The organism is Bifidobacterium sp. LH_558 (assembly GCF_056356295.1).
In genome coordinates this window covers 39,806-64,669 of record NZ_JBKETZ010000006.1, presented here as the reverse complement: position 1 = coordinate 64,669, position 24,864 = coordinate 39,806, and the positions used below count along the sequence as shown (strand labels likewise).

Below are 24,864 nucleotides of genomic sequence, written 5' to 3'. Positions count from 1 at the left end.
ATGCGCGGGGGACGAATGGACGATGAACGACAGACAACGGACAGTGATTCGCAGACGTTTTCGGTTTTTCCGCACGACTTTCCCGACGCGGCGGGTCGTATCCACACCCAGTGGTAATGTAATATGCTGTTGTGCTCATACGAGTGCAATGCCGGAGTCATGCCTGAGTGGCCGATAGGGGCACCCTGCTAAGGTGTTAGTCGTTTATAGCGGCTCGAGGGTTCGAATCCCTCTGACTCCGCGAGGAGAAAAAGGACGGTACGCGGTACCGCCCTTTTTCGTATGCCCACACCCTGAAAACCCAGTATTTCCAAGGGTTTGTGGATTACAGATCGAACCATCTCGGCATGGCTGATGGACCTGGATTATGGGGCGATAACGAGTTTGGTGTGTCGGATTTGCCTGACAAGGCCGATTTTGCACACCAAACTCGAGAATCAATCGTTTTACATGGGCAAGGCTCGATGGCCCGACACACCAAACTCTCAATCCCGCTCAGAAGAGGGGTTGGAATCACCGGAGAAGGTGATGATGACGGCCAGAATCACCAAGGCGACGCCGCCGAGCTCGCCAAGGCTGGGAATTTCTCCGATCGCGAGGCCGACCGCGACGGCGACGGCGGGGTTGATCGACTGCATCACCGAGAACGCACCCGATGTGGTGCGCCGCATGGTGACCTGCTCCACCATATAGGGGATGAACGAGGCGAACAGCGAGATCAAAAACAGCAGTCCGAGCAGCATCCACGATCCGCCTGGCTCCAACGCCCATGTGGCGTCCGACTTGGGATGCACGACATGCGAGATCGCCGGCACGGCAAGGAACAGCGATTGCACCAGCCATCCGATGGCGATGCCGACGGCGAGGTTATCCAAAGAGCTGCCACGCGAAGCCACTTTGCGTCCGGTGACGATATATACGCCCCACATCGTGCCACCGATGAGAATCGCGATCAGACCGACCGCGAAATTGCCTCCCGACGAACCGGTGAGCGAGATGCCGGCCAGCAGCACCACGCCGAGGGCGGCGATGCCGATGCCGATGCGTTCGCGCCATCCATTGCCGGTAATCACCGCCACCGCAAGTGGACCGAGGAATTCGATGGCCACGGCGATGCCCATATCCATATTGCTGATTGCCACATAGAACATGGTGTTCATCAGCATGATCGAGCAGCCAAGCAACGCGACCAGCGCCCACCCGCGCGGCGTGCGATGGAACATGGCCTCCCGCTTGGTTTTGGACCATGGCCTGCGCCACACCATCAGCAGCACCGCCATGAAACCGACGCGGTACCACACCGCATACAGGGGATCGAGCTGCGTGAATGCGAGTTTGGCGATGGCCGTGGCCATATAGATGATCAACGCCTGTCCGACCACGATACAGACCACCGGCACACGGTTCAACACATCAAGCACAGCCTTCTTCACGGAGGACTAGGCTACCCCAACCACCGAACGGCGGACATGCCGCGCGTGAGATCCTTCGACTCCGTCCTTCGGACTCCGCTCAGGATGACGTTGATAATGGTTATTCGCCGTCCCCGAGCGGAGCTCAACAAATCGGAAAACCCATAATTCGAACATATGTACTACACTGGTGGGTTATGAGCACCGCACCGAGACTTGAAGCCGCCAAACGCGATTGGGGCCATGACGAGACGGGCTGCACGGTGCTGCATATCGACATGGACGCCTTCTATGCCTCGCTGGAGATCGCCCGCCGCCCGGAACTGAAAGGCAAGCCGGTGATCATCGGCACCGGTGTGCGTTCGGTGGTGTCCGCCGCAAGTTACGAGGCGCGCGAATACGGCGTGAACTCCGCGATGGCGACCGCCCGCGCGCGGCAGCTCTGCCCGAACGGCATTTTCCTGCCGGTGGATATGGCGTATTACCGCCGCGTCTCGCACGCCATCATGACCGACGTGTTCCACGCGGTCACGCCCCAAGTGGAGCAGGTTTCGGTTGACGAGGGCTATATGGACGTTTCCGCCGCCTTATTGCGATGGGGCTCGCCCAGCGCGATCGGCGCATGGATTCGCCGCGAGGTGGAACGCCGCTTCCATGTGACCTGTTCCGTGGGCATCGCGGCCAACAAGCTGGTGGCGAAGATGGCTTCGACCAATGCCAAACCGAACGGCATGCTGCTCATTCCCGCCGCGAAATCCGCCGAATTCGTGCAGATGATGCCGTTGCGCGGCCTTCCCGGCATCGGCCCATCGATGGAACAGCGGTTGAACGCGTGGGGCGTGCATTCGGTGAAGGATCTGTCGGCGCTCGACGAGACCGCGCTCGCCCGCGCCACGGGATCGCCGGCGGCCGCGCATGGTCTGTGGATGGCCTCGCATGGGTTGGATGAGCGTGCGGTGGTGCCGTACACGCCGGAGAAATCCATCGGATCGGAGAACACGCTGGAACGCGACACCACCGATATGCGCGTGGTGTGCGACCTGTTGCGCGCAGCATGCGATGACGTGGCCAGCACGTTGCGCCGTCGCGGTCTGGTGGCGCGCACGCTGACGGTGAAGCTGCGGTTCGCCGATCTGAGCTACCGCACCCGCTCGCATACGATGGACAGCCCCACAGATGCGGCGAGTACGCTGTACCCGCACAGCGTGAGTCAGTTGAAGGCCATGTTGGAGATGCCGCAATCGGCCGGCCCCGACACTCCCCTACCCAAACAAATCCGATTGGCCGGAGTGTCCGCCTCGGGCCTCAGCGAGGCGGAACGTACCGCAGTGCAGCCTTCGTTGGATGACATGCTGGAGGAATCCGCGAGCCCGACCGAACAGACCTCGTCCGCCCGGTTGCGCGATGCGGAGGCCGCGCTTGACGCGGTCCGACGCAAATTCGGCAAGCATTCGGCCAGTTTCGGCGCGTACTAGGGAAAGAGGAGTTTAGCGAGTGAGGCGGGCGCAGGCGTCGGCGATGGACTCGTCGGTGGCGGTGGCGGAGAACCGCAGGTATTCCGGTGCTCCATAGAACTCGCCGGGGCTGGCAATGACGCCCAGTTCGGCGAGCGCGGCCATATCGGCCCAGCAGTCACCGGACTTGGCTTTCACCCACACATACAGCGCGCCTTGCGGCATGGCGGCGTCGTATCCGTGCGAGCGCAGCGCCTCCACCAGCATCTTCAAGCGGGCGGCGTACCGTTGCCGTTGCGCGCGCACCGCGTCCGCGTCGCGCAGTCCCGCGGCCATGGCGGCCTGCACCGGCCCGGGGATGATCTGGCCAATCTGTTTGCGGTATTCGGCCATCTCGCCCACGAGCTGGTAGTCGCCGGCGATGAACGCGGTGCGATAGCCGGCCATATTGCTCTGTTTGCTCAGCGAATACAGCACCAGCACGTTGCTGGCGCTCCCCTCGCACACCTGGGCGTTCAGCGCGCATGGAGCAGCACTGGCGCCGGAACGCCAATCCATCAACGCATAGCATTCGTCGGAGAGTACCACGGCACCGATGCGTCGGGCGGCGGCCACGATTTCGGCCAGCCAGTCGGCGGAGATCACCGCTCCGGTGGGATTGCACGGCGAATTCACCCACACCGCTTTCACGTTCGGCACATTCGCCCACGAGTCCACATCGGCCACATCGTCGACTTTGAGCACGCTCGCTCCGGCCAGCTGCGTGCCGATCTCATAGGTGGGGTACGACACGCGCGGCTGCACGACCACATCGCCCGGTCCCAAGTGCAGCAGGCTCGCCATCAGGGCGACCGCCTCTTTGGATCCGACCGTGGGCGTCACGCCCGCGTTCAGTGATTTGAGATCCACCCCACGCTGCTCGCGGAACCATTCGTCGATGGCTTGGCGCAGGTCCGCGGTTCCCGCGGTGGCGGGATAGCCGTAGGCGTTCGGCGCGTCGGCCGCATCGGCAAGAGCCTGCCGCACGCTGGCAGGCACGGGGTCGGCGGGCGAGCCGACGGACAGGTCGATCATGCCGCCGGGCGCGGCTTTCGCGGTCGTCTTGTATGCGGCGATACGACCCCAATCGTAGGGGGTTTCATATGCGTGGAAGCCCATGAATCGGCCTTTCGTAGTGGTTTCGGAGCGCCGGGCTCCGGTCGGGGAAGGCTCGACCGGCTATCCGGTCACGTAAACCGGCTGGTCGGGCGAAGAGCACGAAGAGGCTCCGGCGGCAGCCGAAGCCTCTTCAGTCACAGCGTTGCGGCAGGCGCGCGGCCTACCCACTCCGTCAGACGCGCGAGATTCGCGCGAACCTTCGGTTCAGGCGTTCTGCGGGGGCAGAGCGGCCACCTGCTCGGGGTCCTTGCCGATGGGGCCATTGGCGGAAGCGCCGCCAAGGTCGCCGACTTCGGCGAAGAAGCTCACGGCCGCGTCCTTATACCATGCCCACGCTTCGGGCAGATCGTCCTCGTAGAAGATGGCCTCGGTGGGGCACACGGGTTCGCAGGCGCCGCAGTCGACGCACTCGTTGGGATTGATGTACAGCGAACGGGAGCCCTCGTAGATGCAGTCGACCGGGCATTCGTCCACGCAGGCCTTGTCTCGCACGTCCACGCACGGTTCAGCGACAACGTATGGCATGGTTCCTCCTTTACAGCGTTACTGCTCTAAGGGTACTACTGGCTCTTCCCTCTTGCCGAGCAGCGCGTGGCGGTATCCGTAGGCGAAGTAGATGGCAAAGCCGAGGGCCAACCAGACGACGAAACGAATCCAGGTGAGCACGGAGAGGTTCACCATCAGCCACAGGTTGGCGATGGCGATGAGGATGGGAAGCCATGGATTGCCCGGCACGGTGAAGGTACGATGCAGTTCGGGGCGCTTTTTGCGCATGATGGGCACGGAGATGGAGACCAGTGTGAACGCGGAGAGCGTGCCGATGTTCACCATGTCGCTGAGCACGTCGATGGGGAAGCAAGCGGCGACCACGGCCACAAGCACGCCGGCGGCGATCTGCAGACGCGCGGGAGTGCCGTGCTTTCCCGTGGTGGACAGGCCGCGCGGCAGCAGACCGTCGCGGCTCATGGCGAACACCACGCGGGTCAGACCAAGCAGCAGCACCATCACCACGGTGGCCAATCCCAGCACGATGCCGAAGCTGATGATCTGCGCGGCCCAGGTGGCACCCACCGATTCGAAGGCGGTGGCCAACGAGGGACTGTCGTATTGCGCGAGTTCCTTATAGGAGACCATGCCGGTGGTGACGACGGCGACCAGCACGTACATCACGATGATGAGCAGCAGTCCGGAGCAGATGCCCAAGGGCACGTTCTTCTTGGGATTCTCGACCTCCTCGGCGGTGGTGGCCACCACATCGAAGCCAAGGAAGGCGAAGAACACCAGCGCCGCGCCGGAGAGGATGCCGGGGATGCCGTAGATGGTGGGGTTCATGCCGGTGATCCACTGCCACAACGGCTGGGTGGTGAGCGCGGCGTCGCCGGTCGCCGCGGAGGGTTCGCTCGGCGGGATGAACGGCGTGAAGTTGGAGGCTTTGACGTAGAAGAAGCCGACGATGATGACGAAGAACACGATGGCAATTTTCAGCACGGTCATCGCGCCGTCCACGCGCGCGCCGATTTTCGTGCCGAACACCAGCAGAGTGGTGAAGAACGCGACGATGATGATCGGAGCCGCATCGATGCTCAGCGAACCGACGGCGACGACGGTGCTCACGTCCAGTCCCACAAGATGCAGGAAGTCGTTGAGGTAGACGCCCCAGTATTTGGAGATGACCGAGCCGGCCATCATCATTTCAAGGATGAGGTCCCAGCCGATGATCCACGCGACGATCTCGCCTGCCGTGGTATAGGTGAAGGTGTAGGCGGAGCCGGCCACGGGCAGCATGGAGGCGAATTCCGCATAGCACATCACGGCCGCGCCGCAGACGAGACCGGCGATCAGGAAGCTGATGACGACGGCCGGGCCCGCATGGAAGGCGGCGGCCTGCGCGCCCACCGAGAAAATGCCCGCGCCCACGGCCACGGCCACGCCCATGACGGCGAGATCCCACCATTTGAGGTTGCGTTTGAGCGCATGCCCTTCCTCGCCGGTTTCCGCCAAGGTCTGTTCGACGGATTTGGTGCGAAATACGTTCATGTCCACTGCTTTCCCGTGACGCGGCCGACGGCCGTCTGTTCTCTCAGCCGAGTATAGGGCCGTGGCGATACACCGGCCGCCGCGACCGCCGCTCCCGCCGCTTAGCGCAGGTCGAGGCCGATGACGACGGGTTCGGGAACCAATCGGATGCCGAAGCTCGCTTCGACCTGGTCCTGTACCGCTTTGGCCAGCGCGGCGATGTCGGCGGCCTTCGCGCCGCCGCGGTTGGTCAGGGCGAGCGTGTGCAGCGTGGACAGGCTCGCTTTGGCCTGCGGATCGAGCTTATGGCCTTTGTGCAGACCGGCATGGTCGATCAGCCAGGCGGCCGACGTTTTCACGCCGGGCGTGCCGTCGGGCAGCGTCGCGTCGAATCGGGGAGCGTCCTCAGGCAGGCGCGCCGCCTGTTCGGCGGAGAGCACCGGGTTCATGAAGAAGCTGCCGCAGCTGTGGCGATTGAAATCCGGATCCGGCAATCCGGCTCCGACGGCATCCTGCGCTGCTTTTCCGTCTTGCTCGCTTTGTCCGTCTTGCGCGGCCTGCGCTGCCTGCTCGGACTTGGCTTGACCGACAAGCGCCAGTCCGATCTGGTCGTCGCGTTTGGTCTCGGCCATCGCGGACGTGAGGTAGCGGGTGGCGTCCTCCAGCATGCCTTTGGCGGCGCGCACCTTGAGCACAGCGTCGCGGATGGCTTGCGTATCCATACGGTCGCCGACCTCGACGCCGAGCGCCTTGGCGAGCTGCCCGTAACCCACCACGCCGGTGGCGGAATGCCTCAGCGCGAAGGTGACCGAAAGCACCACATAGCGCGGCGTGGGGAAGAACTCCGCATTAGGGATGGCGGGGGCGGCGTACATGCTGGCCTTCAGCGCGCTCATGCGGTAGCCGAAGTCGAGTTCGGCGGCGGTGAGTTCTTTGGACTGCTTGTCCTGGCGGTCCCACACCTCCACGGATTCGACCGCGGAGGCCACCTCTTGGCCGTACGCGCCGATGTTCTGTACCACGCTGGCGCCCACCGTTCCGGGAATGCCCGACAGGCCTTCGACGCCTTCGAGTCCGAGTTCCACGGTGAACGCGACGAAATCGTCCCAATTGCAGCCGGCTTCGGCGTTCACATGCACGGTGGTGTCGTTGCCTTCGACCGGCGCGGCCTCGTCGGGCACCGTGATCTGCCGGCGCGCGTCACGCACGACGATACCTTCGAAGGGCTCATCCGATACCAGCAGATTGGAGCCGCCGCCGATCACGCACAGAGGTAGTCCGCGCTCGTCGGCGTCTTCGATGGCTTCGATCACGCCGACACGGCTGGTGGGTTCGACAAAACGGGCGATGGTTCCGCCCACACCGATGGTGGTGATGTCTGCAAAACTCGTCATCCCAGATACATTACTCCACGGCTTCCATGAGGGACAACACTTCCGTAAAAACCATCGCTGAGTGTGAGTCAGCGGCGCAAATTACGCGGCGGACGGCATACTTCCGTAACAACTGACGCTGAGCGCGAGCCAGCGATAGTTTTTACGCGGGCTTCTAGGGGACGGCGGGCTGAAGCGCGCGGACCAAGATGGACGAAATACGCAAAAAGCCCGACCGGATGGTCGGGCTTTCATGAAGCTTAATGCTTAGCGGGTCTCGCGATGCACGGTCTGCTTGCCGCAACGCGGGCAGAACTTGTTCAGTTCGAGACGGTCGGGCGTATTGCGACGATTCTTCGTCGTAATGTAGTTACGCTCCTTGCACTCGGTGCATGCCAGCGTGATGCCGGGACGGATGTCGGCGCTCTTAGCCATTTCATTCACCTCTAGTCGTAATAAGCGCCTGCCGGTTGACAGGCGCGATTTGTAGCGAGGAAGAGGCTCGAACTCTTGACCTTACGATTATGAGTCGTACGCTCTAGCCAGCTGAGCTACCCCGCCAGAGAGCCCCGAGTGAGAATCGGACTCACGACCTCTTCCTTACCAAGGAAGTGCTCTACCACTGAGCTATCGGGGCGTGGCGGATAGTGGATTCGAACCACTGAAGCACGAAGCGCCTGATTTACAGTCAGGTCCCTTTGACCGCTTGGGAAATCCGCCAGCCGTTTCCTTCCGGACCGTGGGGCCCGTCAGGCAACTTGGTTAGTATGCCACGGCTTTGAGACAATCGCAAGTCGCGTGTCGCGTCACCGTGTGTCGCGCTAGAAACCGGCGGTTTTCAGCCCCTCGCACACGTCGATCACCGCAGTGTTCGCCTCGGGCTCTCCGATGGAGATGCGGATGCCCTCGCCGGGGAACACACGCGTGGAGAGTCCCGCCTTGAGGAATTCGGCCGCGGCGGCCTCGGTGCGCTCCCCCAACGGCAGCCAGAAGAAGTTCGCGTAAGGCTGGGGGAAATCCCATCCCTGGGCCTTAAGCGCCGCGACCACACGGTCACGTTCAGCCACGATCGACTCGACGCGGGCCGCAAGCTCGTCTTCGGCGTCCAGGCTGGCGAGCGCGGCGGACTGGGCCACGTCGGTCACGCCGAAGGGCAGGGCGACCTTGCGCATGCCGTCGATCACGTCTTCCGGGGCGATCGCGTAGCCAATGCGCAGGCCCGCGAGTCCGTAGGCTTTGGAGAAGGTGTGGGCGACGACCACGTTGGGGTATTCACGGAACAGATCCATCGCCACGCTGGTGCCTTCGGCGGTGTTGAACTGAATGTACGCCTCGTCGAACAGCACGAGTACATCGGAGGGGACGGCCTGCATGATGCGGCGTGCATCCTCCTGCGAGATGGAGGTGGCGGTGGGATTGTTCGGATTGTTGACGATGACGAGGCGGGTGCGCTCGTTCACGGCGGCGATCAGCGCGTCGACGTCATGGCCGCCGTCGGGCAGGTTCGGCACCTGCACGTTGGTGGCACCCGCACCGGTGACGATGATCGGATAGGCCTCGAAGCTGCGCCACGGGTAGACGATTTCGTCGCCGGGCCCGGCCACCAGATTCACCAGCATGGTGATGACTTCGGTGGAGCCGCAGCCGAGCACGATGTTCTCCGGTTCCACGCCGTATTTGGCGGCCAGACGTTCGACCACCGCCCAGCCGCGCATGTCGGGATAGCGGTTGAGGCGGGTGAGCGCGTTGGCGTTGATGGCGTCGACGACGCTGGGCAGCGGGTCGAAGGCGTTCTCGTTGCTGGAGATCTTGTAGGAGCGTTGGCCCTCGACCTGGGGGGCGGGCTTGCCCTGCTTGTAGCCGGGGATGGTGTCGATGATGGCGCGATGTTGGAAAGTCATGCCCCATATCCTAATACCGGTTCTTGTTATATCGTGTTCAAAAACCGCATTGTGGAGCGGTTTTCGCCTCTTTCGCCCCACTTGCGTGTGATTGGCGGCGCTGGCATGCTGGGCAGCATGACTTCACAACTGGTACATCATAGGCAATCATTCGACGATCAGCCGTTGGGTTTCGGCACGCTGAGCGTCCACTTGGGCAACGGAGTGGACGCCGAGACGGGCGCGATCCGCAGGCCGATCACCCTCGCCAACGCGTACGCGCTGCCGTACGACCCCTCCGACATCAACTGGTCGAGTTCCGACGTGAACCTGTACACGCGCAACGGGCATCCGAACCAGCGTTATCTCGAGGAGAAGCTGGCCCGGCTGGAGGGTGCCGAGGACGCGGTGGCGCTGGCCTCCGGCGTGGCGGCGCTGTCGGCGACGTTCACCACCTTCCTGGGCCGCGGCGACCATGCGATCTTCTCGGATACGACATATATCGCGGCCTACCGTCTGCTTAACGAGATTCTGCCGGAGAAGTACGGCATCGAGACCTCGATTGTGGACACTTCCGATTCTGACAACGTGCGGGCGGCGCTCAAGCCCAACACCAAGCTCGTGCATATCGAGACGCCGGCGAATCCGACGCTGAAGGTTTCGGATATCGAGGCCATCGCACGCATCGCGCACGAACATGGTGACGCGGTTGGCCATGAGGTGCTCGTCAGCGTGGACAACACGTTCAACACGCCCTACAACGTGCGTCCGCTGGACCTGGGCGCGGATATCGTGATTGAAAGCCTGACCAAGTACATCAACGGTCACGGTGACGCGCTGGGCGGCCTGATCGCCACCACCAAGGCTCGTACCGACGCGATCCGATTCACCGCGCAGGTGAACTACGGCGGCATCATATCGCCGTTCAACGCCTGGCTGATCAACCGCGGCTCAGTGACGCTGCCGCTGCGCATCCGCCAGCACAACGCCTCGGCGCAGGCGATCGCCCGGCATCTGCAATCGATTCCGGCAGTGCGTTTCGTGGCGTATCCGGGCTTGGAAAGCCATCCGGGCCATGCGATGGCCGCCTCGCAGCTGGCGCGTGAGGATTCCGGCTTCGGCGGCGTGCTCTCCTTCGGTTTGGACACCGACCATGAGGGGCATAACCGCTTCGTCTCGAAGCTCAATGTGATCACGTCGGCCGTTTCGCTCGGCCATGACGAAAGCCTGATCGTGTTCCTCGGCGAGGACGACGAACGCCAGTACCTGTATCCGAACGACTTCCACCGCGGCTTCTTCCGCTTGGCGGTCGGATTGGAGGATACGGCCGATCTGATTCGCGACATCGACCACGCGCTGGTCGAAGCCGGTTTCGACGTTCCCTCCGCCTGAGGAAAGTCTCGACCAACGCCGCGTCCGGCCAGACGTCCGGTCAGGATGACGGCATAAGCGAGGCGGGGAGGATGCGGCGCAGGATATTCCCGCTTCTGGCCGCGAGCGCGCGGACGGCGAGGTCGAGTTTCCTCGCCAGTTCCGCGTCGCAGGCTGTTTTGCCGTCACTGAACGCGGCGAGCATGGCCTGATCGGCGGCCTGACGCACAATCCTCGCGGCTTCGGATGAGACTTCGTCGCAAGCCGCGGCTCCGTCAGCGTCGGCGGTCAGATAGTCGACGATCAGCTCGGCGATCGCGGCATCGCTGTCGGCGGGTTTCCACCGCACACCGGCATCCCATGCGCTGTCGCGCAATTCGGACCATGCGGCCCGCCAAGCCCGCTCCCAGCGCATGTCGCCTTGTGCGGACGCCTCCTCGACGATGGCGAACCGCCGGCGGCGTCGCAGGGCACGCACTGCGGCGGGAAGCGATGCGAGCGCGCTCACGCAGAGCATAGCGCCGCCCACAAGCAGCGTCACCCGACCCCATGCCGGCAGCCGCGACCAGAACGACGCGCCAGACGTACCTGCGTCGGCATCATCCGACGTATCGGAAGCGGCACCATCATCGGCGGCTTCCTCATCCGAAGGCCCATCGCCTGAGGCGTCGTCGTCCGAAACGTCGTCGTCCACGGCCGCATCGTCGGAGGAACCGTCATCCGGAGTGATGTCAACGGAAAGATCGTCGGCTCCTGAAGCATCGGCGTCGGTCGTATCGTCGCCTCCCGTCTCTTCTGTGGTGTCGGAAGCGGCGCTGCCGTTCTCGCTGGTGGCGGGCGTCACGTCGAAGGGCACCCAGCCCACGCCGTCGATATACGCTTCAACCCAAGCGTGCAACTGCCGCGCCCTGACGTTGTACCGGCCCGCCGAATCGCGCTCGCCCACGCCGGCGTTGTAGCCGAGCACCATGCGCGTGGACACGCCCATCGCGCGGCCCAGCACGGCCAAAGCGCTGGCGTAGTGCGCGCAATAGCCGGCGTGGCCGCCGTCGGGGTTGAGGAAGTCGTTGAGCACTTCCATATTGTTGCGGCCGTCGCCGTCGGGCGCGTCCAGCGTGTAGGTGAAGCCGTTCGCCGGATCGGTGAAGTAGTCCACCAGCCAGCGCATCGCGGCGACCTGTTGGTCGTAGTCTTCGCCGTCGGTGGCCACTCCGTCCGCCTGAGCCCGCTCGACCACCGCGGCCACCTGTTCCGGCAGTTCGTCGGGCAGTCCCGCATACCGTTCGTGGATTTCGTTTTCGCGCGCGTCGACCGCGTCGAGCAGCTGCTGGTATTGCTCGGTGAAGTAACGGCTACTGTCCGCGCCGGTGCCGAATGTCGCTCCGTGTTCGGCGTAACCCAACTGGTCCGTCACAGCCCACAGCAGCATTTGGGCCAGTCCTTCCGCCCCTTCCTGCTCCTCGATGGTGCTGAACCGCCATGTTCCGTTCACGGATTCCTGCCGGCATAGACTTTCGCCGGTGGCGCTGTCGACGATCGTTTCCATGCCTTGCTCGTCTTGCGCCACCTGCAGATCGTTCGCGTCGACCGCCAGCAGGGCGAGCGTCACTTGGTCGTCTCCGGAGAATGCGAGCGCTCTGGCATCGTCGTCGGCGATTCCCAGCCGTTCCTTCAGCGCGTCGGTGAAGGTGTAGTCGGATGGGAATCCGGACATGGCAATGCCGTTCGTTCCGGCCCCGTCGTCAACCCCTTGGACGATACCCGCACCGCCCGAAGCCGTGGCCACCACCTCGCCTTGCGCGTCCACCAGAGTGCCTGATTCGCGGTCAAGGGTGAAATGCGCGAGGATGACGCCGCTGACGCGTTCCGCATACCCGTCGGAGACGGCCTGTGCGCGGGCCGCAAGACGCCGCTCCATATCCGCGTCCGCCTCGCTGTCGGCCACTTCGCCGCGCACAAGCTGCCCCAGGGCGATGACGTCGTCGAGTTGGGAGAAACCGGAGTCGCCGCCGATGGGCGTGATATACGAACCGTACACGCGATAGTTGGTGTTCTCGTCGGTGCCGCCCGTGCGGTTGTATACCGAACCGTCCTCGTATTGCACCCAGTTGCTGTTCACGCCCGTCACGGATGCGGCGTCGCCAATCACCGGCAGGAACCGCGAGCCCAAGGTGGTGATGTTCACTTGGGCCCCGGCTTGCAGGCGGTCCATCGCATTGCGTTCGGCGTCCGACATGTCGTAGGCGTTGTACCCCAGATAGTCGCTATATCCCAGCATGTTGAGATAGGCGCTTAAAGGGCTGAGGCTTTCGCGCTGCCACCAGCTCAGTTCGTCCTCCTCGTTGGCGCCGAGGCGGATGCCGGAACCGTAGAAGCCGCCGTCGATGGCGAGCGACCGGTCGAAGCTCCATGTGTCGCCGTCGAAATCGTCGAGGGTGGTCATGCGCAGATACAGCCGCCGCTCCGCCTGATAGCTGAGCACAGTCGATTCGGAGCCGGTCTGCAGCGTGCGTCTGAGGTCGATCATCGGGTTGATGGTGTTCGCGGAGAACAGTCCCGCGTTGCTGCCGATGGACAGGGGCACGCGGTAGGCCCAGTCGGCGGCCGCCGGAGTGAACGCCAGCGCGATCGCGGTGATGACGGCGGTGGCTGCGACCGGTAGGCTCGGGGCGATGCTCCGCGGACGCACGGCCCACAGGCTTAACAAGAAGACCACGATCACCAACGCGAGTTCCCACCAGGGCGCGAGACGTCCGACGAAGGCGTAGTCGGCGGCGAGCGCGGCGACCGGCAGAACAACGAAAACGGGCGCGGTGGCCCGTTCGAACAGCACACCGCGCAGGAGGATGGCGACGAACGCGAAGATCAGGATGAGAAACAGGTCTCCGGACGCGTCGACGTTCAGCGGCGGCAATTGCAGGTTGAGTTGGTCGAAGCCGGCACGCACGCTGTCGGCCAGCGTCTGCCAGAGGCCGGCGGCACCCGCGTCCATCTGCATCACACCGTCGGAGGCGGTGATGTTGGCCGATTCGCCTCGCGCTCCCACCAGCTCGTATAGCCAGACGCCGGCGATGTCATGCACCCGCAGGACGATCAACGGCACGGTGGCGGCGAGTATGGCCAATGCCAGACCGGCCGCGCGCCATGTGCCGCGTGCGGCGGTTTTCGAGGGGATCTGCGATTCGATGGCGACGCAGCCCAATGTTCCGGCCGCGAACCACGGCCAGTAGACGCCGCTGGTGGAGGCCAGTCCGGTGAGCGCGTGGATGGTCACGCCGAAGAACACCAGCAGCGCCGCCGCGGTTACGGCCCGCCCGATGATGTCAAGCATCGCCAGGGAGGGGGTTTGCGATTGGGATTGGGTTGGCTTACGTCCGAAGGTCGTGGCGGTGAGCGCGGCATCGTCGGGTAGCGGTGCGATCGAGGCGACGTGCAGACGTTCTGCGGGCACGACGGCGTGCAGCGCCGTGGCGAGCGTACCGTGAGGATCGGCGGAATACAGCGTCACATGCGTCGTGTCATGTCGGTGCGCGGCAAGCCAGCGATCCACTGTCGTCTCGCATGCGCTGGCCGAAGACGATGGCTGCGATGCCCGCGATGCCGCAGGTACGACGGCATCCGGCGATGACACGGCGAGCGGCCCACCAACCGGCTCATCAACCAGTTCTCCATCCGGCCGTATGGCGGCGAGCAGGGCGAGTATGGATTCGACATCATCGGCCACATGCGCGCCGGTGATGACGGTGAGTCGCAAGCCCGCCTCATGGGAGGCGCGTGCGATGGCCGCGACCTGCGCGGCGGCCGCGTCAAGTGTGTGCGACGGGCAGGCTGTGTCCACGACGATTACGGTATTGACGCGTGATTCGCGTTCGGTTTCGCGCGTCATCAGCGTGCCACGATGCGCGCTGTGCCGCCATGAGATGGTTTTGGGAGGATCGCCGGGCGCATAGCCGCGCACGCTTCCCGCGGTTTCGTCGCTGTTGAGCCCCTGCATCCGCAGATTCGCCGCCAGCCGACGCGCGTCATCCTCGGCAGCCACGTCATGCAGAACGGCGATTCGCGCCTGCCCGCGCACCACGCGGCGCATGGCGATCAGACCGAAAGGATCGCGCCAGGCGAGCGATGTGGAGACCAGCCGATACAGTCCGCGCCTACGTGGCAGCGAGCCCACGAATCGGCCGACCGGAACGCCATCCGCATCGCACTGCTCGTATTGGTCGCGCACGACCATATCCCGCGGCGCAAGCAGTCGAGCCAATCGGGAGAACCGGCGCGGCGCACGCACGGACGCATCGCCGGCGTGGAGCAAGGGCACGATGACGAACTGGGCCACAGCCATGGCCATCGAGGCCACTACAGCGAGCGCAACGGCCACGAACATACCCATCAGGGTGCGGTCATCCAGCAGCAGGCCGCCATAGCAGACCAGCTCGTCGAACAGCAGCACCAGCACCCCAGCGAATGTGGGGCGTGCCATGCCACGGGCATGCCAGCCGCGAGTATGCCCACGTGAGCGCAACACCCGATTCACACGCCACGGCCACGACCGTCGCGCACGCTTCCGGCCGCCGTCTCGCCGACTTCCTCTCACGCTGTTCGCCATATCGATCCCGCCGACCTGTGGACGCATCGGTTACGCGTTGGCAACCCGGGGCGCGGCCGTCGCGGCGACAATATCGGCGATCAACGCGCGCGACCGCTCCATCACGCTCGTGCCGTATCCGCCATGGTCCAACACCAGACGGTGCGCCAGCACGGGCGCGGCCACCGCCTGCACGTCATCGGCGAGCACGAATTCGCGCCCGAGCATCATCGCGCGGGCGCGCGCCATGGCGCCCAAAGCCAGACTGCCTCGCGGGGAGGCGCCGTAGCGCACGGATTCCCAATGGCGCGTGGCGGCCACCAGCGCGACGATATAGTCCGCGATCGGCTGCGCGATACGCACCCGTCCGACCTGCGCGCGCAACCGTGCGATATGTTCGGCGGAGCACACCTGTTCCAGATGGGCCAGAGGGGAATCCGTATGGTCGTTGGCCACCATGGCGGATTCCGCCGCCGCGGTGGGGTATCCGAAACTCGCGCAGGTCATGAATCGGTCGAGCTGCGCCTCGGGCAGCGCGTACGTGCCCTCCAATTCGATGGGATTCTGTGTGGCGATCACCATATAGGGGTCCGGCAGCGGGTAGGTGCCGCCGTCCACACTGACCTGCCCCTCGGCCATGGCCTCCAGCATGGCGGACTGGGTTTTGGGGTTCGCGCGGTTGATTTCGTCGGCGATGACGATGTTGGCGAACAGCGGGCCCGGATGGAATTCGAATCGTCCGGTGGTCTGCTGGTAGACGCTTACGCCGGTCAGGTCGCCGGGCAGCATGTCGGGCGTGAACTGGATGCGTTTCGACGTGCCGCCCACACCGCGCGCCATCGCCCGGGCCAGTGTGGTTTTGCCCACGCCGGGCACGTCCTCAAGCAGCAGATGCCCGCCCGCGACCATGGTGCATACGGCGAGTTCGATCACCTCACGCGAGCATGACAGCACGGAGGCCAGCGCCTCGGTAAGACTGCCCAACACGGCGGTTTCTGGAGTGGATGTCATCACGACCTCGTTTCAGGTGACCCCGCTTCCCCTCGCCCACCAGTGTACGCGCAGGACTCCCGCCGTTCCAATACCTGGATTGGAGGAGCTTCCATACCCGCCGCGCATAGCAGAACCCCGCTCCTGCCGAGGCGGGAAGCGGGGTTCGTGATGTCTCGCTATTCGCGCTATTCGCGCAGAATTGGCGCTCAGCCGAGGATGGCGAGCACGTCGCGGGAGGCGATGATCAGGTAGTCCTCGCCCTCGTGGTGCACTTCGGTGCCGCCGTACTTGGAGTACAGCACCTTGTCGCCGACCTTGACGTCCATCGGGATGCGCTCGCCCTTGTCGTCGCGACGGCCCGGGCCGACGGCCAGGACTTCGCCCTGCTGCGGCTTCTCCTTGGCGTTGTCCGGAATGTACAGGCCGGAAGCGGTCTGGGTCTCGGCCTCAGCCTGCTTGACGATGATCTTGTCTTCCAACGGTGTGAGCTTGATCGCCACTGTGGGTCACCTCTTATTGTTCGATACCGATAGTTACCGCGCCAGGACCAGACCCAAGAGGCTGACGATCACTTGCGTCGTCCTTGCACTAGGGAACATCGTAGCGCGGTTTTTAGCACTCTGCCAACTTGAGTGCTAACGCTGAGAGAGAAAAAAGCACGCTTCGCAAGACGGGAAACGGTGAGATGCTGAATCAGGCGATATCAAGTCGGGCGACTCTAGCTCAGATGACGCTAGGTCAGGCGACGCTGGCTTAGGAGATGCCAGATCAGGCGACGCGGCGGGAAAGAATGGATTCGAGCCCCACACCCAGCGAATCCGACGTGGCGGCCGGCGGATCGATATCCGTATGCTCCTCACGCGCGTGGAACGCGGCGGCATCCTGCTCGGCGACCTTGCGGGCCTGCTCGGAGATCAGCTCGCCCGTCTCCTCGCCCACCGGCTCGGCCTTGGCGACCTGACGCATCGACTTGATCTCCAGACTCTGCGGCTCTGCGGTGCCCTCTTCGAGGGTATTGCGCGGCGAGCCCAGCGAGAAGGAGATGAGATCCTGGGATACGGCCATTTCGAACGCGTCCAGAGCCTTCGAGGGACGGATCTGGTCAAGCTGGGCGGTGTGGTCGTCCTGCTCGTTCTCCTGCGCCATGGATTCGACGGATTCAACGGAATCGACGGATACTGCGGATTCGACGACCGAAGCCTGCGGTTCGTTCGCGGCATCGAAGGACTGATTATCGGCATCGGACGAGACGGATTCGGAAGCCTCGGCGGAATCGGCGGCCTCACGCAACGCCATCGCCTGCGCTTTGGCGATCTGCGCCTGACGCAGCACGCGGCGAATCTCACGCTGTTCCATCACATCGGTGGCGGTCTCACCGCTAGCGACCACCACCTCATCGGCGAGCTCGTCGCCAGCCACCGGCTGAGCCGGGGCTTTGACGGCCTGGCCGGCCCTCGCCTGCGAGCGCTTGGCAAGACGCACCTTGTTCTCCCACTCGCGGGCCTGCTTCGCCGCGTTGATGCCCAACACCAACGCGCCGACGAACAACGCCGCCGGAATCAGCGCGAACAGCGGGCTGAAGCGCAGCGCGATCGCCAACACCAGCACCAGCACGGTCGCGGCGGCCAACGTCAGCACCACGATACGACGACGCCGCGCGGCCGCACGACGCAACCCGCGCACGCGGGCAATATGCTCGTCGTTCAGCCTGACCTGCGATGTTTCTGTCTGCACGGTCGTCCCTTTCGCCCATTGAGGTGGCGCATCCGTGAACCGAGTCCCGCTCTCGGCATCAACCAGATGCAGGGAGGGGGAAAATCGGTCCTGCCGATGTTCTGCCACGCGCTTCATGCCGTTGACCGTCCGGGTGGGCAGCCATACGGCGATGAGGATCACGACGATCACCAGCACGACAACCGTACTCAGCGACTCATAACCCATAAGCTCCAAGAATAGGAGATGCCTTGACCATCTGTGTGAATAATTTCTGGGCGTGTCGACCCGAAAGCACCACGCCAAAGGTACGGCCGACCCCTATAAGGGTGCTTTCGCGGATCGATGACCCCTATAAGGACTCGTTCGTTCCCCGCTGGGCAAGACGGGCGGCGAAGCCGTCCTCGCCGGCGTCCTCCGCCAGCAGCGCGTAGGTCTCGTGGTCCCGCCATCGGCCGTTGACATACATATACCGCTCGCGCACGCCTTCGAAACGCGCGCCTAGTTTCCGCGCCACACGACGGGAGCGTTCGTTTTCGGGCAGAAGCGCGATCTCCACGCGATGCAGCGCGGGGCCGGTGAAGTCGGTGAGTGCCCAATCCGCCAGCAGGGCGACGGCCATGGGCGCGATACCCCGCCCCGCATGCCGCTGGTCGACCCAATAGCCGATCACGCCGGTGCGCATCGCCCCATAGCAGATGGCGCCCAGAGAGATCTGCCCGACGATGCGGGTCTGGTATTCGATCGCGAACACCGCGCCAGTGCCCTGCTGTTCGTTGCGGCGCAGGCGCTGCATCCACTGGTTGTAGGTCAGGCCGGGTCCGTGCATAGGGTCGCCGGATTCCCAAGGCTTGAGCCAGTCGTCGTTGGCCCAGCGCACATCGTTCCACTCGTCGGCATCGTCCGCCGTCAGCGGTCGCAGCATAATCGGCACGCCGCCCGCCGGCGCATGCAACTGGTACGGCATGCGGATGGCGTTGGGTGAGGAGGGCGCGAACGCCTCACGAAGGCTTTGAAAAACGGACACGCCCCCATTGTGTCATCAGCGCAGACAAGTCGCGCGGAGCAAAGACCGACCGGCGTGGTAGAACGGCCGGTATGGAAGATCTGCGGAGTAAATCGGCGTTGCGCAAAGCCGTTCTCGCCCGGCGCAAGGCCGTGCCCATCGAGGAGCGCGAGCATGCGGGTGCCGCGCTGGCTGCCCGGATCGGCGAGCTGCCGGCCGCGGCGACGGTGGCGGCGTATGTGTCGATGGGCAGCGAGATTCCGCTGGACCCCACATTGCGGGCTTGGCTTGACGCGGGCGTGCGCGTGCTGGTGCCGCGTCTGGGCTCGGGGTTGCAAATCGGATGGAGCGTTTTGCCTGCGATCGGGCGGCTGCGGGAGGTGTCCGACGACGGCACGCCTCTCGCTCGGCCTGCTGGCGACGCCGCCATGGCCGACGGGACGCCCGTATCGTCTGAGGTGTCCGTATCATCTGAGGTGTCCGTATCGTCTGAGACGTCCGAATCACGCCCCCGGCCGCACAATCCCCGCCGCCCGCAAGAGCCGGATGGCGAGGTATTGCCGCCCGAGGCGTTGGCTCAGGCCGATCTGATTGTGGTGCCCGCCTTGGCGGTGGACCGTCAGGGCGTGCGTTTGGGCCGCGGCGGCGGATGGTACGATCGCGCGCTGGCGCATCGTCGCGCCGATGCGCCGGTATTCGCCGTGGTGTGGCCGTGGGAGGTCGTCGACGGCCCGCTCCCCCACGAGGCCCATGACGTGCCGGTTGATGGGGTGATAAGCGTGGACGGCGTTGTTCCGTTCGCCCGGCGCGATGCCGGCTGTCAGCCCCATGACTAGGATATGAACGGTTGCAACACTTGAAACAGACGTCGTAGCGGAGGATTCCATGCCCACGTATCATTATCGCTGCAAGAACTGCGGCTATGACTTCACCGAACACCAGTCGTTCGACGACGACCCGATCACCGTATGCCCCGAATGCCATGAGGCGCAGGTGCGCAAGGTCTTCTCCGCCGTTCCGGTCACGTTCAAGGGCAGCGGCTTCTACCGCACGGACGGCGCGTCCGGCGGTTCCACGAAGTAAGCCAAGCCGCACAGCATAACCCGAACCGCACAATGGCGCGGTTGTTGTAGTCGCCTCGAGTTTTTTCGGTGGATAACTCTAAGGCTGGAACCACATAACCCGTTCCGGCTTGCGTATGCATTCTTCTCTAGGTCATCATGCGAGCATGCTGACCTTTTTTCGTATGAGAATCCCCCAGCGGGGTTCCTTGGCCCACCGGCGCGTGATGGCACGGCTGCGACGGTGGCTTGCGGCATGCTGCGCCGCGATGGCCGTATACGCCGTGATCTCCGCGATCCTCTCCACGGTGGCGACCATACCGGTGGTGGTGGCGCGCACGGCGATTGAGCGCGGTGAGACGATCACCGAAACGGATGTGGAGTGGGCGGATATGCCAGTATCGGCGACCAGCCGCCTGTTGGTCGACTCCACCGCGTCGGTGGTGGGACGTGTGGCTCAGATCGACATCGATGCCGGCCAGCCCTTCACCACGCATATGGCACGGGATTCCCCGGTCACGCCGACTGGACATACGGTGATTGAGGTGCGTCTGTCCAGTGATACGGAGCGACTTATCGCCGGAGACACGGTTACGTTGGTGTCCGCCACGGGTTGCGACGCAAGTGGCGCAAACACAAGCGACACAAGCACGAGTGACGGGAACGATGTAAATGACGGAATTGGCGTAAGTGACGGAATCGACACGAGTGCGAGGAACGACTCGAGTAACAGGAACAACTCGGCGACTGGCTCGATTAGCGAATCGTCTGACGATTCGGAAGCCGGAGGCGAATCCGGTGAGGAGAACGGCCTTTGGGAGGGCGCGTGCGTGTTGGCGAAATCCGCCATGGCGATGGGAAGTCCCCATGCCGACGAATCCTCGGATGCCACGGGACGGGTGGTGCCGTTCGCCATGCCGCCACGCGACGCGCTGCGGGTGATGGCTTCGCAGGAGGCCGGAGCCATCGTGGCAGTTACGCGTCAGAGTCGTCACACAGTAGGACCGTCAGCGCTTGCCGTTGAACACCGCCCAATGCGGTGGCAGCTCGCCGAGGATGCGCTTGTCGTCATCGGCGGAGCGCTGCCGGTCGGTGAGCATATCGCCCGGTTCGAGTTTGACGCCGTCCGCGTCGAACAGTTCGGTGCCCTGCCGGACCACGCGCTTATGCTTGCGCGGGGTCCGACGTTCGGCCGAATACGGCTCGCGCTGTTCGGCCATGGCTACTTGACCTCCCGATAGATTTCGGCGATGCGCGCCACGATGCGGTCGACCTCCTTGTCGGGGTTGACGAACGCGGCCACGCTCCACACGACCATCACGTTCCATCCAAGCGTGTTCAGGTTCTGCAGCAGCAGACGATGGCGTTCCCTGGTGGATTGGATGCCCATGAATCCCGCGTCGTCGGTCAGCACGGCCAACGCGTAGGGCTTGCCCTGAAGGCCGACAACCAGCGGAATCGTCGTGCCGCGTTCGAAGCCGTATCCCACCGTGGCTTCGAGGCCACGGGCGCGGATGCGGTCGGCCAGATCGGCGAACAGCACGTTGTCACCGGAATCCTGCGCGGCAGGGCGCATCTGCTGATCATCGAGCTGCTGGGCCCATGCCAGCATGGACTTGAGCAGCTTGGGGCCGGGCTGGTGCAGACGCTCATCGTCGAGATCATCGGCGGTGAACGCGCTGACGATGTCGAGATGACGGTCGGCCAAAGCCAACGCGTCCAGCAGCATGCCGCGGCCGCCCTCATCCTCCAGCACGCCGAACTGTTGCAGCAGACGGCCATGCGAGGTTTTCGCGTAGCACAGCGACACAATCACGTCGGTGGCGTGCGAACCGGCCACCTCACGCAGGGAGACCAGACGCACATGACGCAGGAATCGTCCCATCGACTTGTTCTTCGCGGCCAGCGATTTGAGCTCGGAGCCCAGACGTGTGCGGAACACCTCGGTAAGCGTCACGACGGACAGCATGTAGCCGGCAGGCACGATGGTGAAGCTCGCGGCTCGTTCGGTGATGATGCGCACCACCTCGTCGATCTCGCGCTGGCTGGATTCCACCAGACCAGTCATCATCACCGGCACGCCCGTCGCATCGAGCGCATGCAGCCGCACATGGCCGCGCATGGCTTCGGCGGCGGTGTCATGACGCACCACGCCATAGCCTTCGGATTCGAGGAAGGCGCTCAAACGCGGGTCGCGGCGCGTCGGACGGGAGCTCACGTCAACATGCGGCAGCATATCCATCAGCAGCTTCAGGCTGGAGCAGGTCACCGTGGCGCCATGCGCGAGCACGACGATCTGACGGGTGCGGCACACGATGGAAAGCATCTGCACGGCAGGAATATGCGCGCACGCGTCGAGAATCGCCACATCGGCGAGCTCCGAAGGATCGGTGAGCGCGGCCAGCGTGCCCGGAGTGGCCATCAGCACCGGCTTGGCGGCGGCGAGGATCTCGGGATGGTCGCGGCGGATACGGCTGATCGGCACGTTGGCGCGGCCGGCGAGCACCGTATGCAGCTGGTTCGCCTCCTGCGTGCGGGAGAACAGCATATCGCACAGGCGACGCATCGACTCCTGCGCCACCATGGGGCCGACCGAACGCACATGCTCGACGTCCACCTGGGCGAAACGATCGGAGGCGGTCTGCAGGGCGGAACCGTCCTGGTTGGAGATGATGGCGGATGAGCGCACGATATCCTCGAACACCGTGGTCCACCACGCCAGCTGCAGTTCGCCGCGCACGGCCTCGCTGTCCACACGGCGCGCGCGCAGATCCTCGACGAATTCGCCAAGGCCCGAGGCGGTGAACTCCTGCTCGAGGCGGCAACGCTCCGGCAGGGTGTCCAGCGCGATATGGTCGTCGAACAGCATGGTCAGTCGCTGCTCGGCATCGTTGAAGTCCGAGGTTTCGAAGTTACCGCCCTGCGGGGTGGTGGCGAGCACCGCGTCCAACGCGGTCATATGCTGCGACACCGCCTCCTGCGTGGCGATGATCTCGTCCAGTTTGCTCGGCAGCACGGGCCAGCCGCCATGCGGCACGAACTGGCGCCACTGGTCGGCCTGCTTGGACACCACTTTCAGCGCCTCGTGCAGGTTCTCGACCTGCGCGCCGGCGCGCAGCAGACCACGGGCCTCCTTGACATGCCGCCTGCGCTCCCAGAAGCCCATCGACGTGCCTTCGGCCTTGCGCTGCGCCTTGGGCTTGCTGGCCTCGATCATCGCGTCGATATCGCGTTCGAAGATCTCCGGCTGGAACACGTCAAGCACACGACGCAGATTCTTCAGCACCGTAACCTGACGCCCCCACTCACGGGCGGTGGGAGGCACGGGGAATCCGCAGGTCTCCACGGTTCGGGTCACCTGCTCGCGCGTGGCGGGCAGCAGCTTGCCCAGCAGGTCGGACACCCGCTGATAGACGGCGACGGCCTCGTCTTCGGTGGTGATGGACGCGCCGAACCATGCGGTGTCGTCGGGGCCGATCACGAATTCGCCGAGTTCTCCGGCGCGTTCGAGCTTGCCGATCCACTCGTCCATCTGTCCGCCGATGCTTTGCGCGCTTTCCTTGCTCAGACGCACGCGCGTGGCGGGATGCGTGGGCAGCACCGCGATGCGGGCCAGATTCTGGATGGTCTGATAGGCGGAGACGCCCCATTCCTCGTTGAGGCCGTGCAGGTCGCCGAGATAGCGGGTCAGGCGCGAGCGCACGCCGACCAGTTCGTCGGCCAGCTGGTCGAAGCGCTGGGTGGCGACGCCGGGCTGGAAGCCGACCGCGGTGATGAGCTGGCGGTCGATGGAGGCGTTCATCCCCTCGTCGGCCACGTCAAGCATCAGTCCGCCGAGTTCGTTGGCGTTCATGGCCTGCGAGAAACGGCGCTTCTGCTCGGCCACGCCGGGCACATACAGCACGGAGCGTCCGCTCATCACGCAGCGCGTGGCGATGGCGACCGCCTGTTCCGCCGTGTCTTTGGCCACTTCGCCGTCGACGACGATGCTACGTCCGGAAGCGGCGACATTGGCGGCGTAGCGCACGGCATTGTCCACATCACCGACCTCGTACTCGCCGTGGGGGTCGGCGTCGAAGGGGCTGAACTGCGGCAGGTCGGTGTCGGTGAGCGTGGCCGTCGCGGCCTCGTTGCCCGCCAGCGCGTCCAGCAGCACGTTGCCGGTCGGACCATCCTCAAGCTGGTCGATCAGACGCTGGCTTTCGCTAAGCGTCAATGCGGAGGGTTCCATAAAGCAGCCGAGCACGATGCGTCGTTCGATGGTGAAGTCGGCGATCCTCGACTCCGCCTCGGCGGCGATCTTCGCGAACATGGCGGAGGTCTCCGGCGTGCCGCTTTCGTAGTTCGCGCCGTCGAACAGCGCGGCCTCGTCCAGCATGACGCCCTGGCTGTGCATCACGGAGACGAACACATCGTTCAGCGCCACATGCCCGGTGAAACGGATCGTGGTGTTGCCTTCCGACTCGCCCACCTGCGGCAGCGCGACGTCCACCGGATACAGCAGCACCGGCAGGGCGTTGCCATGCCAGGTGGCGACGCCGACGGCCAGCGAGAGTTCGGCCACGCCGCTGACGCGCTGTTTGGCGTTGCGGTCGTCGATCACGCGCGAGATATGGCGGCCGGACGCTTTGAGCATGCCGCTGTCGCGGAACAGCGCGGCGAGATTCGCGTGGCCGCTGGCGAAGAGTTGGGCGATGCCCGAGGGGTGGGCATGCGTCAGATCGAGCTGCGCGGCCAGCTGTTTGATGTCTTCCAGAGGCGACGGCGGCAGCGCCGCGCGATACTGCTCGCGCCACTGACGAATCGTGTTGAGACGGCTATTGGTGTTTTCGCTCATGCTATGGC

Annotated in this window: 18 protein-coding genes, 4 tRNA genes and 1 pseudogene; 6 read left to right on the top strand and 17 right to left on the bottom strand. The window is 64.4% G+C overall.

What is annotated here, in order from left to right; translation table 11 throughout:
- Window positions 1-153: 153 nt before the first annotated feature.
- Window positions 154-241: transfer RNA gene (locus tag AC1AV0_RS08680), tRNA-Ser, on the top strand.
- Window positions 242-485: 244 nt separating this feature from the next.
- On the opposite strand, the gene AC1AV0_RS08675 is transcribed toward AC1AV0_RS08680, so the two are convergent.
- On the bottom strand, window positions 486-1,433 hold the full coding sequence (locus AC1AV0_RS08675; RefSeq protein ID WP_476573102.1) for an EamA family transporter: 948 nt from the start codon (window positions 1,431-1,433) through the stop codon (window positions 486-488).
- A gap of 176 nt (window positions 1,434-1,609) precedes the next feature.
- Between AC1AV0_RS08675 and dinB the strand changes: the two genes are divergently transcribed.
- A complete protein-coding gene (dinB, locus tag AC1AV0_RS08670) occupies window positions 1,610-2,887 on the top strand; it encodes a DNA polymerase IV (RefSeq protein WP_476573100.1) in 1,278 nt (425 codons plus the stop codon).
- Window positions 2,888-2,899: 12 nt separating this feature from the next.
- Here the strand turns inward: dinB and dapC are convergent, their stop codons facing one another.
- The 9 genes from dapC to AC1AV0_RS08625 all read right to left on the bottom strand — a co-directional run bounded on the left by dapC (window position 2,900) and on the right by AC1AV0_RS08625 (window position 9,314).
- Window positions 2,900-4,024, bottom strand: coding sequence for a succinyldiaminopimelate transaminase (gene dapC, locus AC1AV0_RS08665; RefSeq protein WP_476573098.1), 1,125 nt, complete (start codon window positions 4,022-4,024; stop codon window positions 2,900-2,902).
- A 204-nt stretch (window positions 4,025-4,228) separates the two neighbouring features.
- Complete coding sequence (gene fdxA / locus AC1AV0_RS08660; protein ID WP_476573096.1) at window positions 4,229-4,549, bottom strand: ferredoxin; 321 nt, start codon at window positions 4,547-4,549, stop codon at window positions 4,229-4,231.
- Window positions 4,550-4,567: 18 nt separating this feature from the next.
- On the bottom strand, window positions 4,568-6,061 hold the full coding sequence (locus tag AC1AV0_RS08655) for an amino acid permease (RefSeq protein WP_476573094.1): 1,494 nt from the start codon (window positions 6,059-6,061) through the stop codon (window positions 4,568-4,570).
- A 101-nt stretch (window positions 6,062-6,162) separates the two neighbouring features.
- Window positions 6,163-7,434, bottom strand: a complete 1,272-nt coding sequence (locus AC1AV0_RS08650) for a UDP-N-acetylmuramate dehydrogenase (RefSeq protein ID WP_476573092.1) — start codon at window positions 7,432-7,434, stop codon at window positions 6,163-6,165.
- Window positions 7,435-7,680: 246 nt separating this feature from the next.
- The gene (rpmG, locus tag AC1AV0_RS08645; RefSeq protein WP_476573090.1) at window positions 7,681-7,848 is read right to left on the bottom strand and encodes a 50S ribosomal protein L33; all 168 of its coding nucleotides are present in this window, start codon (window positions 7,846-7,848) and stop codon (window positions 7,681-7,683) included.
- A 52-nt stretch (window positions 7,849-7,900) separates the two neighbouring features.
- A tRNA-Met gene (locus tag AC1AV0_RS08640) sits at window positions 7,901-7,974 on the bottom strand.
- A 4-nt stretch (window positions 7,975-7,978) separates the two neighbouring features.
- Window positions 7,979-8,050, bottom strand: a tRNA-Thr gene (locus AC1AV0_RS08635).
- A gap of 1 nt (window position 8,051) precedes the next feature.
- A tRNA-Tyr gene (locus AC1AV0_RS08630) sits at window positions 8,052-8,133 on the bottom strand.
- Between the two features lie 101 nt (window positions 8,134-8,234).
- Window positions 8,235-9,314: a histidinol-phosphate transaminase gene (locus AC1AV0_RS08625; protein WP_476573088.1), complete on the bottom strand. Its 1,080-nt coding sequence runs from the start codon at window positions 9,312-9,314 to the stop codon at window positions 8,235-8,237.
- Window positions 9,315-9,431: 117 nt separating this feature from the next.
- On the opposite strand from AC1AV0_RS08625, the gene AC1AV0_RS08620 reads away from it, so the two are divergent.
- Entirely contained in the window at window positions 9,432-10,685 is a 1,254-nt protein-coding gene (locus AC1AV0_RS08620) for a trans-sulfuration enzyme family protein (protein ID WP_476573086.1), read from the top strand.
- Window positions 10,686-10,725: 40 nt separating this feature from the next.
- On the opposite strand, the gene AC1AV0_RS08615 is transcribed toward AC1AV0_RS08620, so the two are convergent.
- The 5 genes from AC1AV0_RS08615 to AC1AV0_RS08595 form a co-directional block, all read right to left on the bottom strand.
- Window positions 10,726-15,141: a transglutaminaseTgpA domain-containing protein gene (locus AC1AV0_RS08615; protein ID WP_476573084.1), complete on the bottom strand. Its 4,416-nt coding sequence runs from the start codon at window positions 15,139-15,141 to the stop codon at window positions 10,726-10,728.
- Between the two features lie 156 nt (window positions 15,142-15,297).
- Window positions 15,298-16,257: an AAA family ATPase gene (locus tag AC1AV0_RS08610; RefSeq protein WP_476573082.1), complete on the bottom strand. Its 960-nt coding sequence runs from the start codon at window positions 16,255-16,257 to the stop codon at window positions 15,298-15,300.
- A 188-nt stretch (window positions 16,258-16,445) separates the two neighbouring features.
- Window positions 16,446-16,739, bottom strand: a complete 294-nt coding sequence (gene groES / locus AC1AV0_RS08605) for a co-chaperone GroES (protein WP_476573080.1) — start codon at window positions 16,737-16,739, stop codon at window positions 16,446-16,448.
- Window positions 16,740-17,007: 268 nt separating this feature from the next.
- Window positions 17,008-17,973, bottom strand: a complete 966-nt coding sequence (locus tag AC1AV0_RS08600; RefSeq protein ID WP_476573078.1) for a magnesium transporter — start codon at window positions 17,971-17,973, stop codon at window positions 17,008-17,010.
- Between the two features lie 331 nt (window positions 17,974-18,304).
- Window positions 18,305-18,919, bottom strand: coding sequence for a GNAT family N-acetyltransferase (locus AC1AV0_RS08595; protein ID WP_476573322.1), 615 nt, complete (start codon window positions 18,917-18,919; stop codon window positions 18,305-18,307).
- A gap of 131 nt (window positions 18,920-19,050) precedes the next feature.
- Between AC1AV0_RS08595 and AC1AV0_RS08590 the strand changes: the two genes are divergently transcribed.
- The 3 genes and pseudogenes from AC1AV0_RS08590 to AC1AV0_RS08580 all read left to right on the top strand — a co-directional run.
- Complete coding sequence (locus tag AC1AV0_RS08590; protein ID WP_476573076.1) at window positions 19,051-19,794, top strand: 5-formyltetrahydrofolate cyclo-ligase; 744 nt, start codon at window positions 19,051-19,053, stop codon at window positions 19,792-19,794.
- A gap of 49 nt (window positions 19,795-19,843) precedes the next feature.
- Window positions 19,844-20,041, top strand: coding sequence for an FmdB family zinc ribbon protein (locus AC1AV0_RS08585; protein ID WP_094637341.1), 198 nt, complete (start codon window positions 19,844-19,846; stop codon window positions 20,039-20,041).
- 115 nt (window positions 20,042-20,156) lie between these two features.
- Window positions 20,157-20,498: pseudogene (locus tag AC1AV0_RS08580) on the top strand (SAF domain-containing protein); the annotation flags it as partial.
- Window positions 20,499-21,026: 528 nt separating this feature from the next.
- Here the strand turns inward: AC1AV0_RS08580 and AC1AV0_RS08575 are convergent.
- Entirely contained in the window at window positions 21,027-21,239 is a 213-nt protein-coding gene (locus tag AC1AV0_RS08575; protein WP_476573074.1) for a hypothetical protein, read from the bottom strand.
- A 2-nt stretch (window positions 21,240-21,241) separates the two neighbouring features.
- Window positions 21,242-24,856, bottom strand: coding sequence for a helicase (locus AC1AV0_RS08570; protein ID WP_476573072.1), 3,615 nt, complete (start codon window positions 24,854-24,856; stop codon window positions 21,242-21,244).
- Window positions 24,857-24,864: the final 8 nt, after the last annotated feature.

Excerpts from the sequence above, each read along its gene's own strand:
- AC1AV0_RS08615 (WP_476573084.1), bottom strand. The coding sequence starts at position 15,141 with ATGGCACGCCCCACATTCGCTGGGGTGCTGGTGCTGCTGTTCGACGAG.
- AC1AV0_RS08570 (WP_476573072.1), bottom strand. The coding sequence starts at position 24,856 with ATGAGCGAAAACACCAATAGCCGTCTCAACACGATTCGTCAGTGGCGC.
- AC1AV0_RS08585 (WP_094637341.1), top strand. The coding sequence starts at position 19,844 with ATGCCCACGTATCATTATCGCTGCAAGAACTGCGGCTATGACTTCACC.
- rpmG (WP_476573090.1), bottom strand. The coding sequence starts at position 7,848 with ATGGCTAAGAGCGCCGACATCCGTCCCGGCATCACGCTGGCATGCACC.
- AC1AV0_RS08655 (WP_476573094.1), bottom strand. The coding sequence starts at position 6,061 with ATGAACGTATTTCGCACCAAATCCGTCGAACAGACCTTGGCGGAAACC.
- AC1AV0_RS08595 (WP_476573322.1), bottom strand. The coding sequence starts at position 18,919 with ATGCCGTACCAGTTGCATGCGCCGGCGGGCGGCGTGCCGATTATGCTG.
- dinB (WP_476573100.1), top strand. The coding sequence starts at position 1,610 with ATGAGCACCGCACCGAGACTTGAAGCCGCCAAACGCGATTGGGGCCAT.
- AC1AV0_RS08590 (WP_476573076.1), top strand. The coding sequence starts at position 19,051 with ATGGAAGATCTGCGGAGTAAATCGGCGTTGCGCAAAGCCGTTCTCGCC.
- AC1AV0_RS08625 (WP_476573088.1), bottom strand. The coding sequence starts at position 9,314 with ATGACTTTCCAACATCGCGCCATCATCGACACCATCCCCGGCTACAAG.
- fdxA (WP_476573096.1), bottom strand. The coding sequence starts at position 4,549 with ATGCCATACGTTGTCGCTGAACCGTGCGTGGACGTGCGAGACAAGGCC.
- dapC (WP_476573098.1), bottom strand. The coding sequence starts at position 4,024 with ATGGGCTTCCACGCATATGAAACCCCCTACGATTGGGGTCGTATCGCC.
- AC1AV0_RS08575 (WP_476573074.1), bottom strand. The coding sequence starts at position 21,239 with ATGGCCGAACAGCGCGAGCCGTATTCGGCCGAACGTCGGACCCCGCGC.
- AC1AV0_RS08620 (WP_476573086.1), top strand. The coding sequence starts at position 9,432 with ATGACTTCACAACTGGTACATCATAGGCAATCATTCGACGATCAGCCG.
- AC1AV0_RS08610 (WP_476573082.1), bottom strand. The coding sequence starts at position 16,257 with ATGACATCCACTCCAGAAACCGCCGTGTTGGGCAGTCTTACCGAGGCG.
- AC1AV0_RS08650 (WP_476573092.1), bottom strand. The coding sequence starts at position 7,434 with ATGACGAGTTTTGCAGACATCACCACCATCGGTGTGGGCGGAACCATC.